General features: G+C 45.8%; 11 protein-coding genes. 4 read left to right on the top strand and 7 right to left on the bottom strand.

All coding sequences use genetic code 11. The features are described from left to right. Positions 1-128 precede the first annotated feature (128 nt). The 7 genes from KUV50_RS12850 to KUV50_RS12820 form a co-directional block, all read right to left on the bottom strand. Positions 129-1910 (bottom strand): MutS-related protein, encoded by a 1782-nt coding sequence (locus KUV50_RS12850; RefSeq protein ID WP_222580566.1) that lies wholly within the window; start codon positions 1908-1910, stop codon positions 129-131. A gap of 328 nt (positions 1911-2238) precedes the next feature. Continuing rightward, complete coding sequence (locus tag KUV50_RS12845) at positions 2239-2712, bottom strand: OsmC family protein (protein ID WP_222580565.1); 474 nt, start codon at positions 2710-2712, stop codon at positions 2239-2241. Then, positions 2705-3067: a hypothetical protein gene (locus tag KUV50_RS12840; RefSeq protein WP_222580564.1), complete on the bottom strand. Its 363-nt coding sequence runs from the start codon at positions 3065-3067 to the stop codon at positions 2705-2707. The genes KUV50_RS12845 and KUV50_RS12840 overlap by 8 nt, the downstream gene beginning before the upstream one ends. Positions 3068-3350: 283 nt before the next feature. Beyond that, positions 3351-5123 carry a signal peptide peptidase SppA gene (gene sppA / locus KUV50_RS12835; protein ID WP_222580563.1) on the bottom strand — a complete coding sequence of 591 codons (1773 nt, stop codon included), beginning with the start codon at positions 5121-5123 and terminating at the stop codon, positions 3351-3353. Positions 5124-5210: 87 nt separating this feature from the next. After that, complete coding sequence (locus tag KUV50_RS12830; RefSeq protein ID WP_222580562.1) at positions 5211-5861, bottom strand: deoxynucleoside kinase; 651 nt, start codon at positions 5859-5861, stop codon at positions 5211-5213. Beyond that, the gene (gene folK / locus KUV50_RS12825; RefSeq protein WP_222580561.1) at positions 5858-6400 is read right to left on the bottom strand and encodes a 2-amino-4-hydroxy-6-hydroxymethyldihydropteridine diphosphokinase; all 543 of its coding nucleotides are present in this window, start codon (positions 6398-6400) and stop codon (positions 5858-5860) included. The genes KUV50_RS12830 and folK overlap by 4 nt, the downstream gene beginning before the upstream one ends. A 451-nt stretch (positions 6401-6851) precedes the next feature. Beyond that, entirely contained in the window at positions 6852-8477 is a 1626-nt protein-coding gene (locus KUV50_RS12820) for an alanine/glycine:cation symporter family protein (protein ID WP_222580560.1), read from the bottom strand. A 236-nt stretch (positions 8478-8713) separates the two neighbouring features. Between KUV50_RS12820 and KUV50_RS12815 the strand changes: the two genes are divergently transcribed. From KUV50_RS12815 to nrfD, 4 genes are all read left to right on the top strand, one after another. Continuing rightward, a complete protein-coding gene (locus KUV50_RS12815; protein WP_222580559.1) occupies positions 8714-9508 on the top strand; it encodes a thymidylate synthase in 795 nt (264 codons plus the stop codon). 127 nt (positions 9509-9635) lie between these two features. After that, complete coding sequence (locus tag KUV50_RS12810) at positions 9636-11048, top strand: c-type cytochrome (protein WP_222580558.1); 1413 nt, start codon at positions 9636-9638, stop codon at positions 11046-11048. A 63-nt stretch (positions 11049-11111) separates the two neighbouring features. Further along, positions 11112-14315 (top strand): 4Fe-4S dicluster domain-containing protein, encoded by a 3204-nt coding sequence (locus tag KUV50_RS12805; RefSeq protein WP_222580557.1) that lies wholly within the window; start codon positions 11112-11114, stop codon positions 14313-14315. A 26-nt stretch (positions 14316-14341) separates the two neighbouring features. Further along, positions 14342-15775: an NrfD/PsrC family molybdoenzyme membrane anchor subunit gene (gene nrfD / locus KUV50_RS12800; RefSeq protein WP_222580556.1), complete on the top strand. Its 1434-nt coding sequence runs from the start codon at positions 14342-14344 to the stop codon at positions 15773-15775. Positions 15776-15783: the final 8 nt, after the last annotated feature.

Below are 15783 nucleotides of genomic sequence, written 5' to 3'. Positions count from 1 at the left end.
AGTGGCTTTTTAAGTCAATTTCTTGCCAAAATTTGGCAGAAGTTCATTGGTAAGGTACATAACAGGACAGTTTACCTAACCCCTAACAGCGAAGCGTCCTAACTCCTAACAACCCAGCGCCCTAACCCCTATGTAATGATCCCCATCTTCTCCATCAAAAATGTCGCATTCTTATTAACCGCCACGCCCTGGTGCAATTTATAATCAAAATGCAATTCACCGTCCCGGATCTGACTTTCGAAACTGTAATTTTGAATGACCGGACCATGGTCTTCTTCCAGTGAGGCCAGGGCAATGTCATGAGTCGCCAGCATGGTCATGGCGGATTGTTCTTTCAGACGAAGCAATACCTGCTTGCTGCCGTAGTATTTATCGTCGGAGTTGGTGCCACGCAGGATTTCGTCCAACAGGATGAGTACCGGACGTTCTGAAGTTTCCAGTGTAGTGATGATGTGGCGCAATTTTTTCAGTTCGGCATAAAACAGGGAGGTGTGTTCCTGGATCGAATCGGCCTTCCGGAAGGAGGTCTGGATGTCGTACAATCCGGTGTGAAAACGATCCGCGGCCACTACACTGCCCGTCAAAGCCAATACCTGGTTGACCCCAAGGGAACGCAGGAAAGTACTTTTTCCGGACATGTTGGAACCGGTCAGTAAAATCACTTTGAGTGGGAGCGTATAGTCGAGTGCATTACCCACATTCTCCTCGTCGGGAATAAATGGGTGACGGATGTTCTCGCCGTCCATACCCATGGATCGATTCAGCCTGGGAAACGTGTAGGCGGGGTTATTGTACGCAAAGGTGCCGAGCGAGAACAAGGCTTCAAACCAGGCGATTTCCTCCAGCCAGCCCGGAATCTTAGAAGCGTTTTCATCATACCACTTTTTTAGTAAGCTCAATGCTATAAAATCATAACCGAAAAATCCGTTGAGCAAGAGGCCCATCAGAAGGTTGTTCCGGTTTTCGAGCAGGTTGTATCGTTTCTGTAATACGGATAAATTATGATGGATGTCTACCAGTTTTTCTTTTCGTAGGTCCAATAATTGATTTTGGTAGTCGGGGTTGATTAGCACCCGCAGGGGCTCATTGTAGTTTTTTAGATTTTTGAGGGTATGGTCTGCGCGTTGCATGACCTGCATGGTAGACTTGAGGAACATACCAGTGAGTATGATATTGAGCAGAAATCCGTACAGGATCATATTGGAATTACTGAGAATAAGGGCGCCTACAATGCTTAGGAGCATGATCACCGGCGGAATCCATCGAATGATTTTTATTTTTCGAAAAGTGGACGGGGTGATCAGTGGTTTGTCAGGAAAAAATTTCAGGTCTTTTTCAGTGAATTGTGCCAGTCCGTGCGCCAACAAATCTTGGCGAAGATTGATCTTATCCTTGATTGCTGCTACTGCGGCCTGGCGAGATTCTATGGAGGCCTGGTCAAAAGCAGGATGAAGGAACCAGCCAGCCAGCTTTTTTCTTCCCGGTTCACTGAAGCATCGCTGGATCAGATGGTAGAGGGAGCGCGGACCGAAGATATCCAAATCTGCGGAATAAGAGTCTTCTTCGTGGTAGGAGGTGCCATCGGGCAGAAAAGAGGCTTCTTGCCGGAGCACGGCAATTTCGTTCTCGTTGATCTTGACTCGATTTTCGACAATGGATTGGCGGTATTTGATGTTGGCGTGCACCTTGACAAAGTACAAGAACAAGGCGACCACGGCCACTGAAATCAGCAGGAGCATCCATGGGTAGTCTTGCCGGACATAAAAATAAACACTAAAAACCAAACCCACAAATAGTACAAACCGCACCATGGAATAGGAAAAGGCTTTTCGCTTTATCTGGTGGAGCTGAGTTTTTAGGTCGGTGACGCGTTCCTGGTATTGCTCGATGATCGTATGGGGTGTCGACATTATTGGTGGTTAATGGTTAAATGATGATGATTAATGGTTAATTGTCGATGGTAAATGATTGATGATGAATTTTTAATGCAGCATGTACTAATGGTCTAAATCAGGCTAATTGATCATTAAATCATTATGTTTTTCTGGTCATTTATTGAAGCAGCAAATGTATAAATTCTTATGATATCAATATTGGACTGCATTAAAATGACTGGAAGTTTACCATCTTCCTGGACAACCTTGACCTCGCTCTGTGTTTTACCTTTTTACCTTCGACTTTGAGCGTGGTTCTCTCCGATTATTTTGTCCGTCAAACTTATGCAATCATGTATGAGCATCAGCTATCTATAATAATTGACGGATTGAGGATAATCTCAAAATTCACGCCCTTGGCGATAAAACAACTCTCGTGCGCTTTCTGATGCATCGCCATCGCCCGATCCCGTTGTTCCTCTGATGCGATGTGAACGACCGGTGACAGCGTGACCGACCGGATATCACCGTTCCCAAATTCTTTGATATCCATGATCATCGCAGGCTGGTCGCGATAGTCCAGCACAACCACATCGTGCGCTGCGCACATGTGCAGATACCACAGCATATGACAGGAGGACAGCGAAGCCAGTAACAGTTCTTCGGGACAATAGCGGTCGTTATTCCCCCTAAATGCCGGATGGGAGGAACCGAGAATCTCTGGTCGGGATACTCCACGAGTTGTGAATTCACGATCGTAAGAGGTGTAGGTCATGGTACCGGCGCCGCGGTTACCTTGCCAGACAAGGTCCAGTTTATAGCTTTGTGTTTTAATCATTGGCATTACTTTTTTTATGTTTCCCTTTCATTCTGCGTATCTGGAATCGGTCGATTAACCACACTGTTAGAAATGTTAGCATCAGGACGACTGCGATACCTACTAAGATATACAGTCCAATAGATAGGTCGCCTTCCCTGTGATAAAGCCGGTAGCACACCCAGGCTATGATCAGCCAGGCGGCACTATGAAAATAGTGTAATATAAATTTTTTGAAAATCCAGTTGCTCGGATCACGTGGTAATGCAAATGGAGGAACCCGGATAAATAAGGAAACAAGCGCAATAAGAAAGGCGAGAATGGCCCAATATAGATAAGATATTCCCAATAACCCTGCCAAGTAAAATGCGCCCATATAGTCCTCAGTCCTTTTTATGAATAGTCACGGGTATAAAAGTAAGAAAAGAATTTAGATTTCAGATTTCAGATTTCAGATTTCAGAATTTGGCTGTTGGTCATGAGGGCCCTATGCTTTTGGAACGCTGGCGCTTTGGTCGTTGGGACGAATCGCTGTTGGGGAGTATCCGACGAACTGTGTCAATGGTCGTGGAAGTGTACTCGCTCAACAAGCGGACGGTTTCCCGGCCTCGGTCAGCTTTTCAGAAAAGCACACGGCTTCCAAGCTTCAGCGGCCATCTTCAATTGTAAATAATGTCCATCGGCATGCGCGCCTGCGGTTGACTCCACGTTTTAAGCTCTGATTTGATTTCAGAATGAAGCAGATCAACTGGTTTGGTCCGGAGAAATTTTAATTTTGCATCAAACTTTTCACCGGTTAACTCTTCAATCAATTGATAAAGAGGGTCTTTGATATGTGGATAGGGGACTGTCCGGTATTCATCAATATTGGCCAGTTCGGCAGCTTTTTTAATGGTAGAGCTGAGATTGCCCAGTTGATCGACCAACCCTCTGTCCAATGCTTGCTTTCCTGTCCATACCCGGCCCTGTGCCACTTCATTGACTGCATCGCGACTCATATTCCGTGCTTCGGACACACGTTCGAGAAACACCTCATAAATTTGGTCCACTTCACTCTGTAGTATTTTCTGTTCATCGGGCGATGATGCAAAAAAAGGGGTGAAAGAAGCGCTGTATCGATTGGTGCGGACGGTGTCCACATTGACACCCAACTTGTCATTCATGAGTTCATCGACTTTGGGCAGCAGTATAAATACACCAATGGATCCTGTAATGGTAGTGGGTTCCGCTTCGATATACTGCGCTCCACTCGCTATATAGTATCCGCCGGATGCGGCATAGGTTCCCATGGAAGCGACGACAGGAATCCCATCTTCACGAATTAACTTTAATTCTCGCCAGATTTTTTCCGAAGCCATGGCGCTGCCGCCCGGCGAATCAATCCGCAGCACGACCGCTTTGACATCTTCATCGCGTCGTATTTTTCGAAGAATTTTGACGTATTGGTCACCGGAAATCGTACCGGCTTGTTCCGGACCGTCATGTATGTTTCCTTCTGCGTAGACCACGGCAATTTTATTTTTTTCTGACAATTTGTTCTTCAGTGGTTCGGATTTGTAGTAGTCACTGAGTGAAATAAAATTAATTTTCTCATCCTTGTCCAGTCCGAGTTTGTCTTTGATGAGTTGCAGCATTTCATCTTCATAGACGATCTGGTCCACCAGGCCATGTTCTTTGGCAGTTCGGGCATTCCTCGACGCATAGGTGTTGATGATGTTCTGCAGGGTCATACTATCTATGGAGCGATTTCGAGTGATGTCGCTTAGAATTTCTCCATAAAGTGATTGCAGGTAGGAGTGTGTTTGCAGTTTATTGGCGTCGCTCATGTGATCCATCCGGAAAGGTTCCGTGGCGCTCTTAAATTTTCCGGCAAAATAGGTTTCAAAATTGACACCGATCTTATCCGACAATGTTTTGAAATGAGGAACGATCGCTGCGGTTCCACGCAGATCGATCCCGCCATTGGGGAATATGGCCACTTTGTCTGCCAGACTGGCCAGATGATAGGCCGGACCCGTATAAAATTCACTGTAAGCATAGATAAATTTTCCGCTGTCCCGAAAGGTTTTTAATGCCTCTTCCAATACTTCCCGTTTGGTTTGGCTTACGGCCATTAATTTGGGTGCAAAATAGATGCCTTTGATGTTTTTGTCACTGGCTGCCCGAACGATAAGATCAGCGTAGTCATGAATGCTCAGAATCTTGTTTTGATCCATAAGACTGGAAAAACCCTTTTGACCGGAGTTATTGGTAAGCTCTGGCAGGTTTTGGTCCAGGGTAATGCGGAGGACGGTATTAGCCTTAACGTCGGGGGTGTCTTTCCCGGCTGAATAAAAAGAAGAACCTATTCCGGCCAGCAGAACAAAAACCACTAGGATGGCCAATAAAACACCGAGACAGGATCCTAATATAGATTGGAAGAATATGCGCATAGATTTTATTTTGTATTTATCAGAACAAAGATAATTTTTTCCATGGAGATGCAAGAATGTCTTAGACCAGTTGTTGGTCTACATAGATCAATGAATGAAACTAACCCTATGAATACCTTTGGAATAGTTTCGATTGAGAAGTTCAGTTATTTTGTGAAAATCAGCCTCCGATTCTGTGAAGTTTAGATGTTCGACGTTGACGATCACGACCGGAAAATCCAAATCCAACCGGAAGTAATCAAAATAAACATCCTGGATGGAACGAAGATATTGTTGTGAAATCTGCTGTTCGTACGTGCGTCCTCTTTTATTGATATTGGCTTTAAGTTGTTCCACCGGTCTGTGTAAGTAAACCAGGAGGCCGGGTGGACGAAGATGCGGAGCCAAGGTGTTATAAATCTGGTCAAAGAGTTTGAATTCCATGTCATTGAGATTGTTGCGTGCAAACAGCCTGGTTTTATCAAAAAAATAATCCGCTAAAACCAAGGAAGAAAATAGATGACCGGACTGCACATTTTCAGATAATTGATTATAGCGTTCTGTCATAAAAAAGAGTTCAACGGGAAGCGCATACCGGGTAGGGTTTTCATAAAAATGGGGAAGAAACGGATTGTCTGCAAACTCTTCAAGAATGAGTTCGAGGTCATAATGTTCGGCCATTTTTTGACAAAAGCTGGTCTTCCCACTACCTATATTGCCCTCAATGGTGATGTATTGATATGGAAATTGTGCGTTCATAGAGATCGGCGATTGTCAGGATATAAAGTAAGGGTATTGCTGTCGGTGCACTGTTTTAGAGCAGCCTGGATGGATTCTCCCGTTTCGGGATCCACAAATGTGCCGGCAATTTCTGCCAGCGGAACCAAAACAAAATTACGCTCCCGGACATATGGGTGCGGTATCTGAAGATCAGGGGTCTTTACGATCTGGTCGCTGTAATACAATATATCGAGATCGATCTCTCTTTGATGCCACCTTTTTCTTTCCTGTCGCCCGAGTCTTTTTTCGATCACTTGAAGGCGGTCCAATAAATCTATTGGTGACAACCGGGTGGAGACTTCTACGGTCTGATTCAAAAAAGCGGGCTGATCTTCATACCCCCAGGCTTCGGTTTCGTACAAGGCAGATTGTTGGGTTACTTTGATTCCTTCTTTTTCCATTTCTTCCAACGCACGCTGGAGTTGGTGTGCCCGATCGCCCAGATTAACCCCAAGTCCTATATATATGTTTGTGGTCGGGGCGGATGTGGATGAAGCTGGTTCTAGGTCGTTGGTCATAAGCTACTGAGTTGTCAGTTAATATGTTATCGGTTACTTCGTCTGCGTTCGACACCGGTCTTGGGCCCACTATACCCACTATAACAGAGCGATCCCAAAAACCTTATAGAGCTTGCAGCCCATCGCGTGGGGTGGTACTCCATACCACTGACCTGATCGGTTGACACGCAATCCAGGAGTGTGATCTGTGATCCATTATCTGTGGTCAAATTTTCCACTTTCAATTTTCAACTTTCCATTTCCAGCACCTCGACTCCGCTCAGTGTACCACCTTCTTGCTTTGAGCTTTGAGCTTTGAGCTTGAGTCCTTGAGCTTTTATCTTTGAGCTTCTTAACGTACTATTATATTGATATCTTGCTGCCGCTTTGTGCACCGCTATCTTGCTTTGAACCCTGAGCTTGTGACCTTGAGCTTCTCTCTTTCAGCTTTGAGCTTGGTCCTTTCAATTTCCTAATGGCTTTTATTGAAGCGTTCGTTTATGGCGATGACGTAGTTGCGGACCTCTTTTTTTACCTGAGGTGACAGAAGGATCAAACCCACCATATTGGGGAAAACCATCGCAAGAATCATCGCATCTGAAAACTTGATTACGGCGTCCAAAGTCGCAGCAGAGCCGATAATGATAAACAATAAAAACAATACTTTGTAGGTAACGTCAGCTTGTTTTGTCCGTCCGAACAGATACTTCCAGGCCTGAAGTCCATAGTATGACCACGACAACATGGTAGAAAAAGCAAACAGAAATACCGCAAAAGTCAAGACATAGGAAAAACCTGGAATTTCAGTTTCAAAAGCCAGCGAGGTAAGGTCTACTCCCCCAATTCGCTGGCCTGTTTCTGTAATCATCACATTGGAAGCTACATCGAGATCTCCGTAGATAAACTGTCCATCCATATTGAAAAAAATGATTACCAACGCAGTCATTGTACAGATCAGAACAGTGTCTATAAACGGTTCCAGTAAGGAGACAACACCTTCACTGGCTGGGTGTCTGGTTTTTACGGCAGCGTGTGCGATCGCCGCCGAACCTACGCCGGCTTCGTTGGAAAATGCGGCCCGCCTAAATCCTGTGATGAGGACACCCACCAGTCCGCCTAATCCGGCGGTGGGGGTAAATGCTTCGTTCATGATCAGCTTAAATGCAGGCACAATAAGTTCATAATGTGTCCCGATAATCAACAAACAAGCCAGCACATACATCCCGGCCATGAAGGGAATGACTTTCTCGGTGACGGTACCAATCCGTTTGATACCACCGATAATAACCACGCCGACGAGCGCAGCCAGGAACAACCCCAGCAGACTTTTAACAAAATTACCCTCGATGTGGAATTGTGTCATGACCTGGGCCACTGCCTGGTTGGCCTGAAAAGCATTGCCTCCGCCAAACGATGCCCCGACACACAAAACCGCAAACAGCACCGCCAGGGTTTTACCTGTCCTTGAATAGCCGATGCTTTTCAGGCCTTTGGATAAATAGTACATGGGACCTCCGAAAACCACTCCATTTTCCACGTCCCGGTACTTTACGCCCAGTGTACATTCCACAAACTTTGACGACATCCCCAGGAGCCCGGCGATAATCATCCAGAAAGTGGCACCTGGTCCCCCCATCGCAATAGCGACGGCAACGCCGGCAATATTCCCCAATCCGACCGTCCCCGATACCGCTGCCGTCAGCGCCTGAAAATGGGTGACTTCTCCTTCCCGGCCTTCGATCTTGATGGTTTCTACGATATCATCATCCCGTGTAATCATGTCTTTTCCTGGCTGAACCTCTTCAGCATCTTCCTCTAAAAAGTCGTATTTCCCCTGAACAACCCGAATGGCAAGGGGGAACCGGCGTATGTTTACGAAGTTAAAGTAAAACGTAAAATAGGTCGCCCCGCCGATCAGTAGGATCAAGACAATGGGTACATTTATATCGGATGTAATAGGAATGGATGTTAGCACGAGTGCTTCCCAGGCATCTGCAATGGGGGTGAATAAATCATTGATGCGTGCATCGAGACCTTGAGCGCGGGTCAGGACTGGGCAAATCAAAGCACAAAAGACTAAAATCTGTTTCATGGTCATGTAGTTGACTTAAGGGTGTTTATGGAATGTTAAATTGATTATTTCGGATCTTGTGAAAATTGTCGTAATTTTTAGCCGGCAACGATTGAGATGCAATATGATATGGTGATTTTCTTCAATCAATGATACGTAGTTGTCGATGAATTTGAGAAGGGAAAATTAAAGATATTTTCTGATTTGAGTGAATAATTGTGAAATATGTTCGATCCTTTCTGATATATTATATCTTTGCCCATATGAAACAATACCATCAATTACTTTCACACATACTGGACAACGGGGTCGACAAGGACGACCGGACGGGGACCGGTACCAAAAGTGTTTTTGGGTATCAGACCCGTTTCGATTTGTCGGAAGGATTCCCACTTCTGACGACCAAGAAGATGCATTTGAAGTCCATCATTTATGAATTGCTTTGGTTCATCAAGGGGGATACCAATGTGAAGTATCTCCAGGACCATGGCGTTCGGATATGGAATGAATGGGCCGATGAAAATGGAGACTTGGGACCGGTCTATGGTGAACAATGGCGGTCCTGGAAAACAGCCGATGGACGGGTTGTCGATCAGCTTTCCCATGCCATGGAACTTATTAAGAATCAGCCCGATAGCCGGCGGATAATAATCAATGCCTGGAATGTGGGAGATCTGGATAAGATGGCTTTGAGTCCGTGCCACTGCTTGTTCCAGTTTTATGTACGGGAGGGCGAGTTGTCCTGTCAGTTGTACCAGCGTTCTGCGGATGCATTTTTAGGCGTTCCGTTTAATATCGCATCTTATGCGCTGCTGACAATGATGATCGCCCAGGTTTGTGGGTTGAAGCCGGGTGATTTTGTCCACACATTTGGAGATCTCCATTTGTACCACAATCATCTGGATCAGGCACGGCTGCAATTGGGCCGGACCCCTCGGGCATTGCCACGGATGAAAATTAATCCAGACATTTCATCCATTTTTGATTTTAACTATGAGGATTTTACCCTGGTTGATTACGACCCATATCCTCATATTAAAGCGAAGGTAGCGGTCTAAATTAGAACCGATCTAAATAATCGACTTTCGATCATTTGGGTTTGTTTAAAGTGGAGTTAATCGTACTTTTGCCAGAGCATATTGAGCGTTAAGAAAAGTTTACTATAAAATTAAAAGCCATAATAGAATGTATCGACCATTCAAGTACATTTTAGCAATTCTTGCCCTGATTCTGGTTTGTGGTCAAACGGGAATAGGTCAGGAAGCCGATATCGAGTTGGGGAAAAACCTCTTCCGTGCGAACTGTGCCCAGTGTCATAACCGGGATATGAAAAGTGATCTCACAGGGCCTGCACTTGGGCCTGGACTGGAAGCATGGGCCGAGTATCCCGAAGAAGATTTATACCATTGGATCCGGAATTCACAGGAGATGATCGCGGAAGGACATCCTCTGGCTGTACAGATATGGAATGAATGGAAACCGACGGTGATGACACCGAATCCCAATTTGACCGATTCTGATATTGCTTCAATTCTGGCTTATGTAGAAGGGGTGTATGAAGGAACAATTGGTGGGGGAGGTGCTCAGCCTGCAGGTCCGGGCACGACTGCCGAAGCACCGGGTTCGGGCGGACTTAATACATACTGGGTCGTTGGTGGCCTGGGTGTGGCGTTGGTGTTTCTTTCACTAATCTTGTGGAATATCTTGGGCAAACTGCGGCAAGTAGAGGCCATGCAAGAAGGGCAGGAGCTCGATAAAAGAACTTATAAAGATTTGTTTACCGGTCGAACGGCCATTGGTATATATGTGTTGCTGTTTATCATATTGGGCGGCTACTTTACGGTGAACAGAGCTGTGGATCTGAATCGGCAGCAAGGGTATCAACCGGATCAACCGATCAAATTTTCTCATGTCACGCATGCGGGGCTTCATAAGATTGATTGCCAGTATTGCCACGATGGGGCACGACGAAGTAAGCATTCCGTCATTCCGGCTACGAACACCTGTATGAACTGCCACCGAGCCATCCGGAAAGGATCGACTTACGGGACCGGCGAGTTGACCAAAATTTATGCTTCAATCGGGTACAATCCTTCTGAAGATGCGTACATCGAAGATTATGAAAATCTGACTCAGGAAGAAGTGAAGGAAATCTATACCAAATGGATTGCTGATCAGTATGAAAGCGATAAAGGAGAAATGGACAGCCGCGGGGAGCTTTTGGTGGAGGAGCAGTGGAATCACATCGTGGAATCTTTAACCAATGACGTCAAGAAAACTGTTCAGGGTCCTATTCCCTGGGTGAAAATACACAACTTGCCTGATCACGTGTTCTTTAGTCACGAACAACATGTGTCTGCGGGAGGTGTCGCTTGTCAGACCTGCCACGGACCGGTCGAAGAAATGGAAACGGTCGAACAATTTTCTACCCTGGCCATGGGGTGGTGTATCAATTGTCACCGGCAGACGTCTGTTAATTTTAATAATGAATATTATGAGATTTACACGCATTACCACGATGAAATAAAAGACGGAACGCGGTCCCAGGTTACCGTGGAAGATATCGGTGGGACAGAGTGTCAGAAGTGTCACTACTAAGATCTGAACTGTTTTAAAAGCTGTAAATCAAACAATCAAGGAATAAAGCACTCAAACATGAGTATGAATAAGAAAGATATGGTATGGAACGGGGCAGGAGAAACCCGTAAAGACAAAGCTTACCGCCAGGAGCGCGAAGAGTTTTTTAATCTACCTATTCTCAATGAGGCCTCAAACGAGCATGCAGATTCTGAATCCGGCCAGACGAATAGACGAGATTTTTTGAAATACGTGGGTTTCAGTGTCGGAGCAGCAGCGATTGCCGCCAGCTGTGAGACACCAATCCGTAAAGCCATACCTTATGTCACCAAGCCCGATTCGATTGTGCCTGGTGTGGCTACCTACTACGCCTCTTCATTCTATAGTGGCGGTCAATTTTGTCCCGTATTGGTCAAGACCCGCGAAGGCCGGCCGATTAAAATCGAAGGAAATGGCTTGTCCCCGTTTGCAGGAGGGGGGACCAGTGCCCGGGTCCAGGCTTCCGTTTTGGACCTTTATGATCAAAGCCGATATCGAAAGCCTTCTGTAAAAGATGAATCCGGTGCATGGGCTGAAACTTCCTGGGAAGAACTGGATAAAGAAATCACAAAAAAATTGAAAGCCAGTCAGAATATTCGGCTGGTAACCAATTCGATCATAAGTCCGTCCTATAAAAAAGCCATAAGGCATTTTGAGTCTACTTTCAATGCCCAAACGGTGGTCTATGATCCGATCTCCAGTTCCGCCATATTAAAAGCCAACGAAGCTGATTTTGGCAAGCAAATGATTCCTGGATACGACTTTTCTAAAGCAGATTATATCGTTAGTTTTGGCGCAGATTTCCTGGGTACATGGATCTCTCCGGTTCAGTTCGCCAACCAGTTTGGAAAGGGACGCAAAATAAAAGATGTATCCAATCCGGTGATGAATAAGCTGGTTTCCATAGAATGTGGAATGTCGCTTACGGGTAGTAATGCAGATCAAAAGGTGTTGATCAGACCCTCTGAACAAGGGATGGCTATTGCCACTTTATACAATTTGCTCAATGCCGGCCCGCGGGTGAATGTGTCTGGGTCTTTTGCCAATGAAAAGGCTTCTGGTCAATTGGAAACACTGGCGCAGGAACTGCAAAAATCGAAATCCTCTTTGGTGGTGTCAGATTCCAACAATACCACAGAGCAACAGCTCATTAATCGTATAAATAGAAAACTGGGTAATTATGGACAAACCATATTGCCAGCCAAGCCGATGTATGTAAAACAGGGCATTGATTCGGATTTACAGAACTTTACAAAAGAATTGCAAGGTGGCCGGGTGGACGCCATAATTTTTCTGGATGACGCCAATCCCATCTACGACACTCCTTTCGGTCGTGAAATAGAAGAAGCTCTCCAGTCGGTGAAGACTATAATCAGTTGTCAGTACTCTAAAAATGAAAGTGCAGAAGCCGCTCATTATCTGGCACCTGTGGATCATTATCTGGAAGCCTGGTCCGATGCCAATCCGAGTGCCGGATACCATGCGATCGTCCAGCCCACCATTCAGCGGATTTTTGACACCCGTAGTGGTGCAGAATCCTTGCTGGTATGGTCTGAACATGACCTGGCTGACACGATTCAAAAGAGCAACGAAGAAAAACGCGGATATTATGAATTTATCCGTTCGAATTGGGAAACCGATATCTTCTCCAATCAAACCGTGTATAACACATTTCAGTCTTTTTGGGACAATGTGGTCCACGATGGATTTATCCTTCAGGACGATTGGACCGAGCCATATGGTGAGTTTGGTGGCGGAGCCGTGGATGTTCGTGGAATCAATGAACCGGTATCTGACGGTTTGGAAATGAAATTATTTGAGCCGATAGGTGTTGGTGCTGGTAATTTTGCCAATAATCCCTGGTTGCAAGAGATGCCTGACCCCATCACCCGGGTAGTCTGGGATAATACACTACAAATTCCACTGCACTGGAATGGTACTGATGATTTTGAAGTATTTAATGATCTGGATGAAGATGGTTCATTGGTCGAAGTGACCGTCGGTGATTTTAATTCTGATCTCCCGACGATCAAACAATTCGGGCAATTTGAAAATACCGTATCGGCAGCTTTGGGATATGGAAGAAAAGTGTGTGGCCGTGCCGGAACGGGCGTAGGTGTCAATCTCTTCCCGATTCTTCCGGTGGATCCTGAAGGGAACATTCAGTACTATGTAACCTCAGTCGGAGTCGGAAATAAAAAAGGGTCGCAAGAACGCTTCGCAATGGTGCAGTACCACCATACGATGGGGGTGACCGGTCCCGATGAATCGGAAGGAGGTAAAACAATTAATGTCGATGAAAAAGCGATTACAGATTTCTTCACCGGTTTTCAAGGTGCGCTGGTAGATCGGACTGTGATTCGTCATTCAGCTTTGCCTGATCTTCAGGAAAGCATGGAGGAATTAGCCGAAGAACGTGCCCACGCGAAATACCTTAACGATAAGACCTTGTATCCCTCGTATGATTATGAGTACAACCAAGGCCATCATTGGGGGATGTCTGTGGATATGTCCGCATGCATTGGTTGCGGGGCTTGCCAGGTGGCTTGTGTAGCGGAAAACAATGTTCCGGTGGTGGGTAAGAAAGAAGTCAATCGTCACCACGAAATGACCTGGTTGAGAATCGACCGCTACTATTACGGAGACGTCGAAAATCCCCGGGTGGTTTACCAGCCGATGATGTGTCAGCATTGTGACAATGCACCGTGTGAAAACGTATGTCCCGTAGCGGCTACTGTTCATAGCTCGGAAGGGATTAATCAGATGGCCTACAACCGATGTATTGGTACGCGGTATTGTGCGAACAACTGTCCATACAAAGTGCGCCGATTCAACTGGTTGGATTATACGACAGCGGATACGTTCCCGGCCAACGAACCCACGCCCTACGGCGATGAGAATTTCTATACGGATGATTTAGTTCGGATGGTTCTGAATCCCGATGTGACCGTTCGTTCCCGAGGTGTCATGGAAAAATGCAGCATGTGTGTGCAGCGCATTCAGGAGGGCAAGTTGAAGGCCAAAGTAGAAGGTCGGGCGCTCCAAGACGGAGAAGTCAAGACCGCCTGTCAAACGGCCTGTCCAACCGGAGCAATTGTATTTGGAGATATGAATAATAAAGATGCAGAAGTGAATGAATTGCTTGAGAGTCCTTTGACCTATTATGCCCTGGAAGAGGTGAACACGCGTTCTTCTGTGGGATATCGCATGAAAGTGTCCAATATTCCTTCGCCTGAACATAATATATAAAAAAGTAACTACTAAGAATAAATCATATGAGTGCCATAGTTTCACCCGTAAGACAACCTTTAATTACCGGTAGTAAGACGTACCACCAAATTACAGAAGACATCTGTGCGCCAACAGAGAAGACCCCTAGTCTGACCTGGATCATAGCTTTTGCTGTGTCGGTCACGCTGCTTTCGTTTGGTGTATTTTGTATTATCTGGACGATTTGGTTTGGTATTGGAACCTGGGATCTGAACCGAACCATTGGTTGGGGATGGGATATTACAAACTTTGTGTGGTGGGTTGGAATTGGTCACGCCGGTACCTTGATCTCCGCTATCTTGTTGATATTTAGGCAAAAATGGCGGACCGGAGTGAACCGAGCCGCGGAAGCGATGACCATTTTTGCCGTATTATGTGCCGCTTTATTCCCGGGAATACACGTTGGACGAATCTGGCTGGTCTTTTATTTCTTTCCGGTACCCAACACTCGTGGACCGCTATGGGTTAACTTTAACTCCCCGTTGCTGTGGGATTTGTTTGCGATCAGTACATACTTTGCGGTTTCCCTGTTGTTCTGGTACATGGGACTTATACCTGACTTTGCAACGATGCGGGACCGGGCGACCGGAATCCGAAAAAAGATATACAGTACCTTGTCCTTTGGATGGGTGGGTTCGGCCAAACACTGGCAACGATTTGAATCCATGGCGCTGATCCTGGCTGGTCTAGCGACACCACTTGTATTGTCTGTGCATACGATTGTTTCCTTTGACTTTGCAACATCAGTGATTCCCGGTTGGCATACCACCATTTTTCCACCGTACTTCGTTGCAGGTGCGATCTTTTCAGGATTTGCAATGGTATTGACTTTGATGATTATTACACGTAAAGTACTGGGGCTGGAAGACTATATTACGATTGCACATATTGAATCGATGAACAAAGTGATCCTGGTGACGGGAACCATGGTCGGAACAGCCTATATCACAGAGCTGTTCGTCGCCTGGTATTCAGGCTATGTATATGAGCAATTTGCCTTTTTGAACCGTGCTTTTGGGATTTATTGGTGGGCGTACTTTGCTATGATGGCATGCAATGTTATCTCCCCCCAGATATTTTGGTTTAAGAAAATGCGACAGAGCATTTTTGTGACCTTCATCATGTCGATCTTTGTGAACATCGGGATGTGGTTTGAGCGCTTTGTGATTATAGCCACGAGTCTTGCCCGGGACTACCTGCCTTCGAGCTGGAGTTATTATACACCTACATGGGTAGAGATCGGTATCTTTGTTGGAACCTTAGGCATCTTCTTTACGTGTTACCTGGTGTTTACGAGAGTCGCACCGGTCGTAGCCATTGCTGAAGTCAAATCGATCCTGAAATCTTCCGGTGATCAGTACCTTCAGGTAAACAAAGAGCACTACGAACAAGTGCTCGAAGAAGAAGTTCGGAATAATAAACAGACTGTTGACGCATAAATTAAGAA

The sequence above is a fragment of the Membranihabitans marinus genome, from assembly GCF_019802045.1.
Taxonomy (GTDB): domain Bacteria; phylum Bacteroidota; class Bacteroidia; order Chitinophagales; family Saprospiraceae; genus Membranihabitans; species Membranihabitans marinus_A.
Note: the sequence above shows the minus strand (reverse complement) of the source record. Positions and strands in the feature narration are given on the sequence as shown.

What these genes read in the sequence shown, in the direction of transcription:
- KUV50_RS12850 (WP_222580566.1), bottom strand. Translation starts at nt 1,910, where the DNA reads ATGTCGACACCCCATACGATCATCGAGCAATACCAGGAACGCGTCACC.
- KUV50_RS12840 (WP_222580564.1), bottom strand. Translation starts at nt 3,067, where the DNA reads ATGGGCGCATTTTACTTGGCAGGGTTATTGGGAATATCTTATCTATAT.
- KUV50_RS12810 (WP_222580558.1), top strand. Translation starts at nt 9,636, where the DNA reads ATGTATCGACCATTCAAGTACATTTTAGCAATTCTTGCCCTGATTCTG.
- KUV50_RS12805 (WP_222580557.1), top strand. Translation starts at nt 11,112, where the DNA reads ATGAATAAGAAAGATATGGTATGGAACGGGGCAGGAGAAACCCGTAAA.
- nrfD (WP_222580556.1), top strand. Translation starts at nt 14,342, where the DNA reads ATGAGTGCCATAGTTTCACCCGTAAGACAACCTTTAATTACCGGTAGT.
- KUV50_RS12820 (WP_222580560.1), bottom strand. Translation starts at nt 8,477, where the DNA reads ATGACCATGAAACAGATTTTAGTCTTTTGTGCTTTGATTTGCCCAGTC.
- folK (WP_222580561.1), bottom strand. Translation starts at nt 6,400, where the DNA reads ATGACCAACGACCTAGAACCAGCTTCATCCACATCCGCCCCGACCACA.
- KUV50_RS12815 (WP_222580559.1), top strand. Translation starts at nt 8,714, where the DNA reads ATGAAACAATACCATCAATTACTTTCACACATACTGGACAACGGGGTC.
- KUV50_RS12845 (WP_222580565.1), bottom strand. Translation starts at nt 2,712, where the DNA reads ATGATTAAAACACAAAGCTATAAACTGGACCTTGTCTGGCAAGGTAAC.
- KUV50_RS12830 (WP_222580562.1), bottom strand. Translation starts at nt 5,861, where the DNA reads ATGAACGCACAATTTCCATATCAATACATCACCATTGAGGGCAATATA.
- sppA (WP_222580563.1), bottom strand. Translation starts at nt 5,123, where the DNA reads ATGCGCATATTCTTCCAATCTATATTAGGATCCTGTCTCGGTGTTTTA.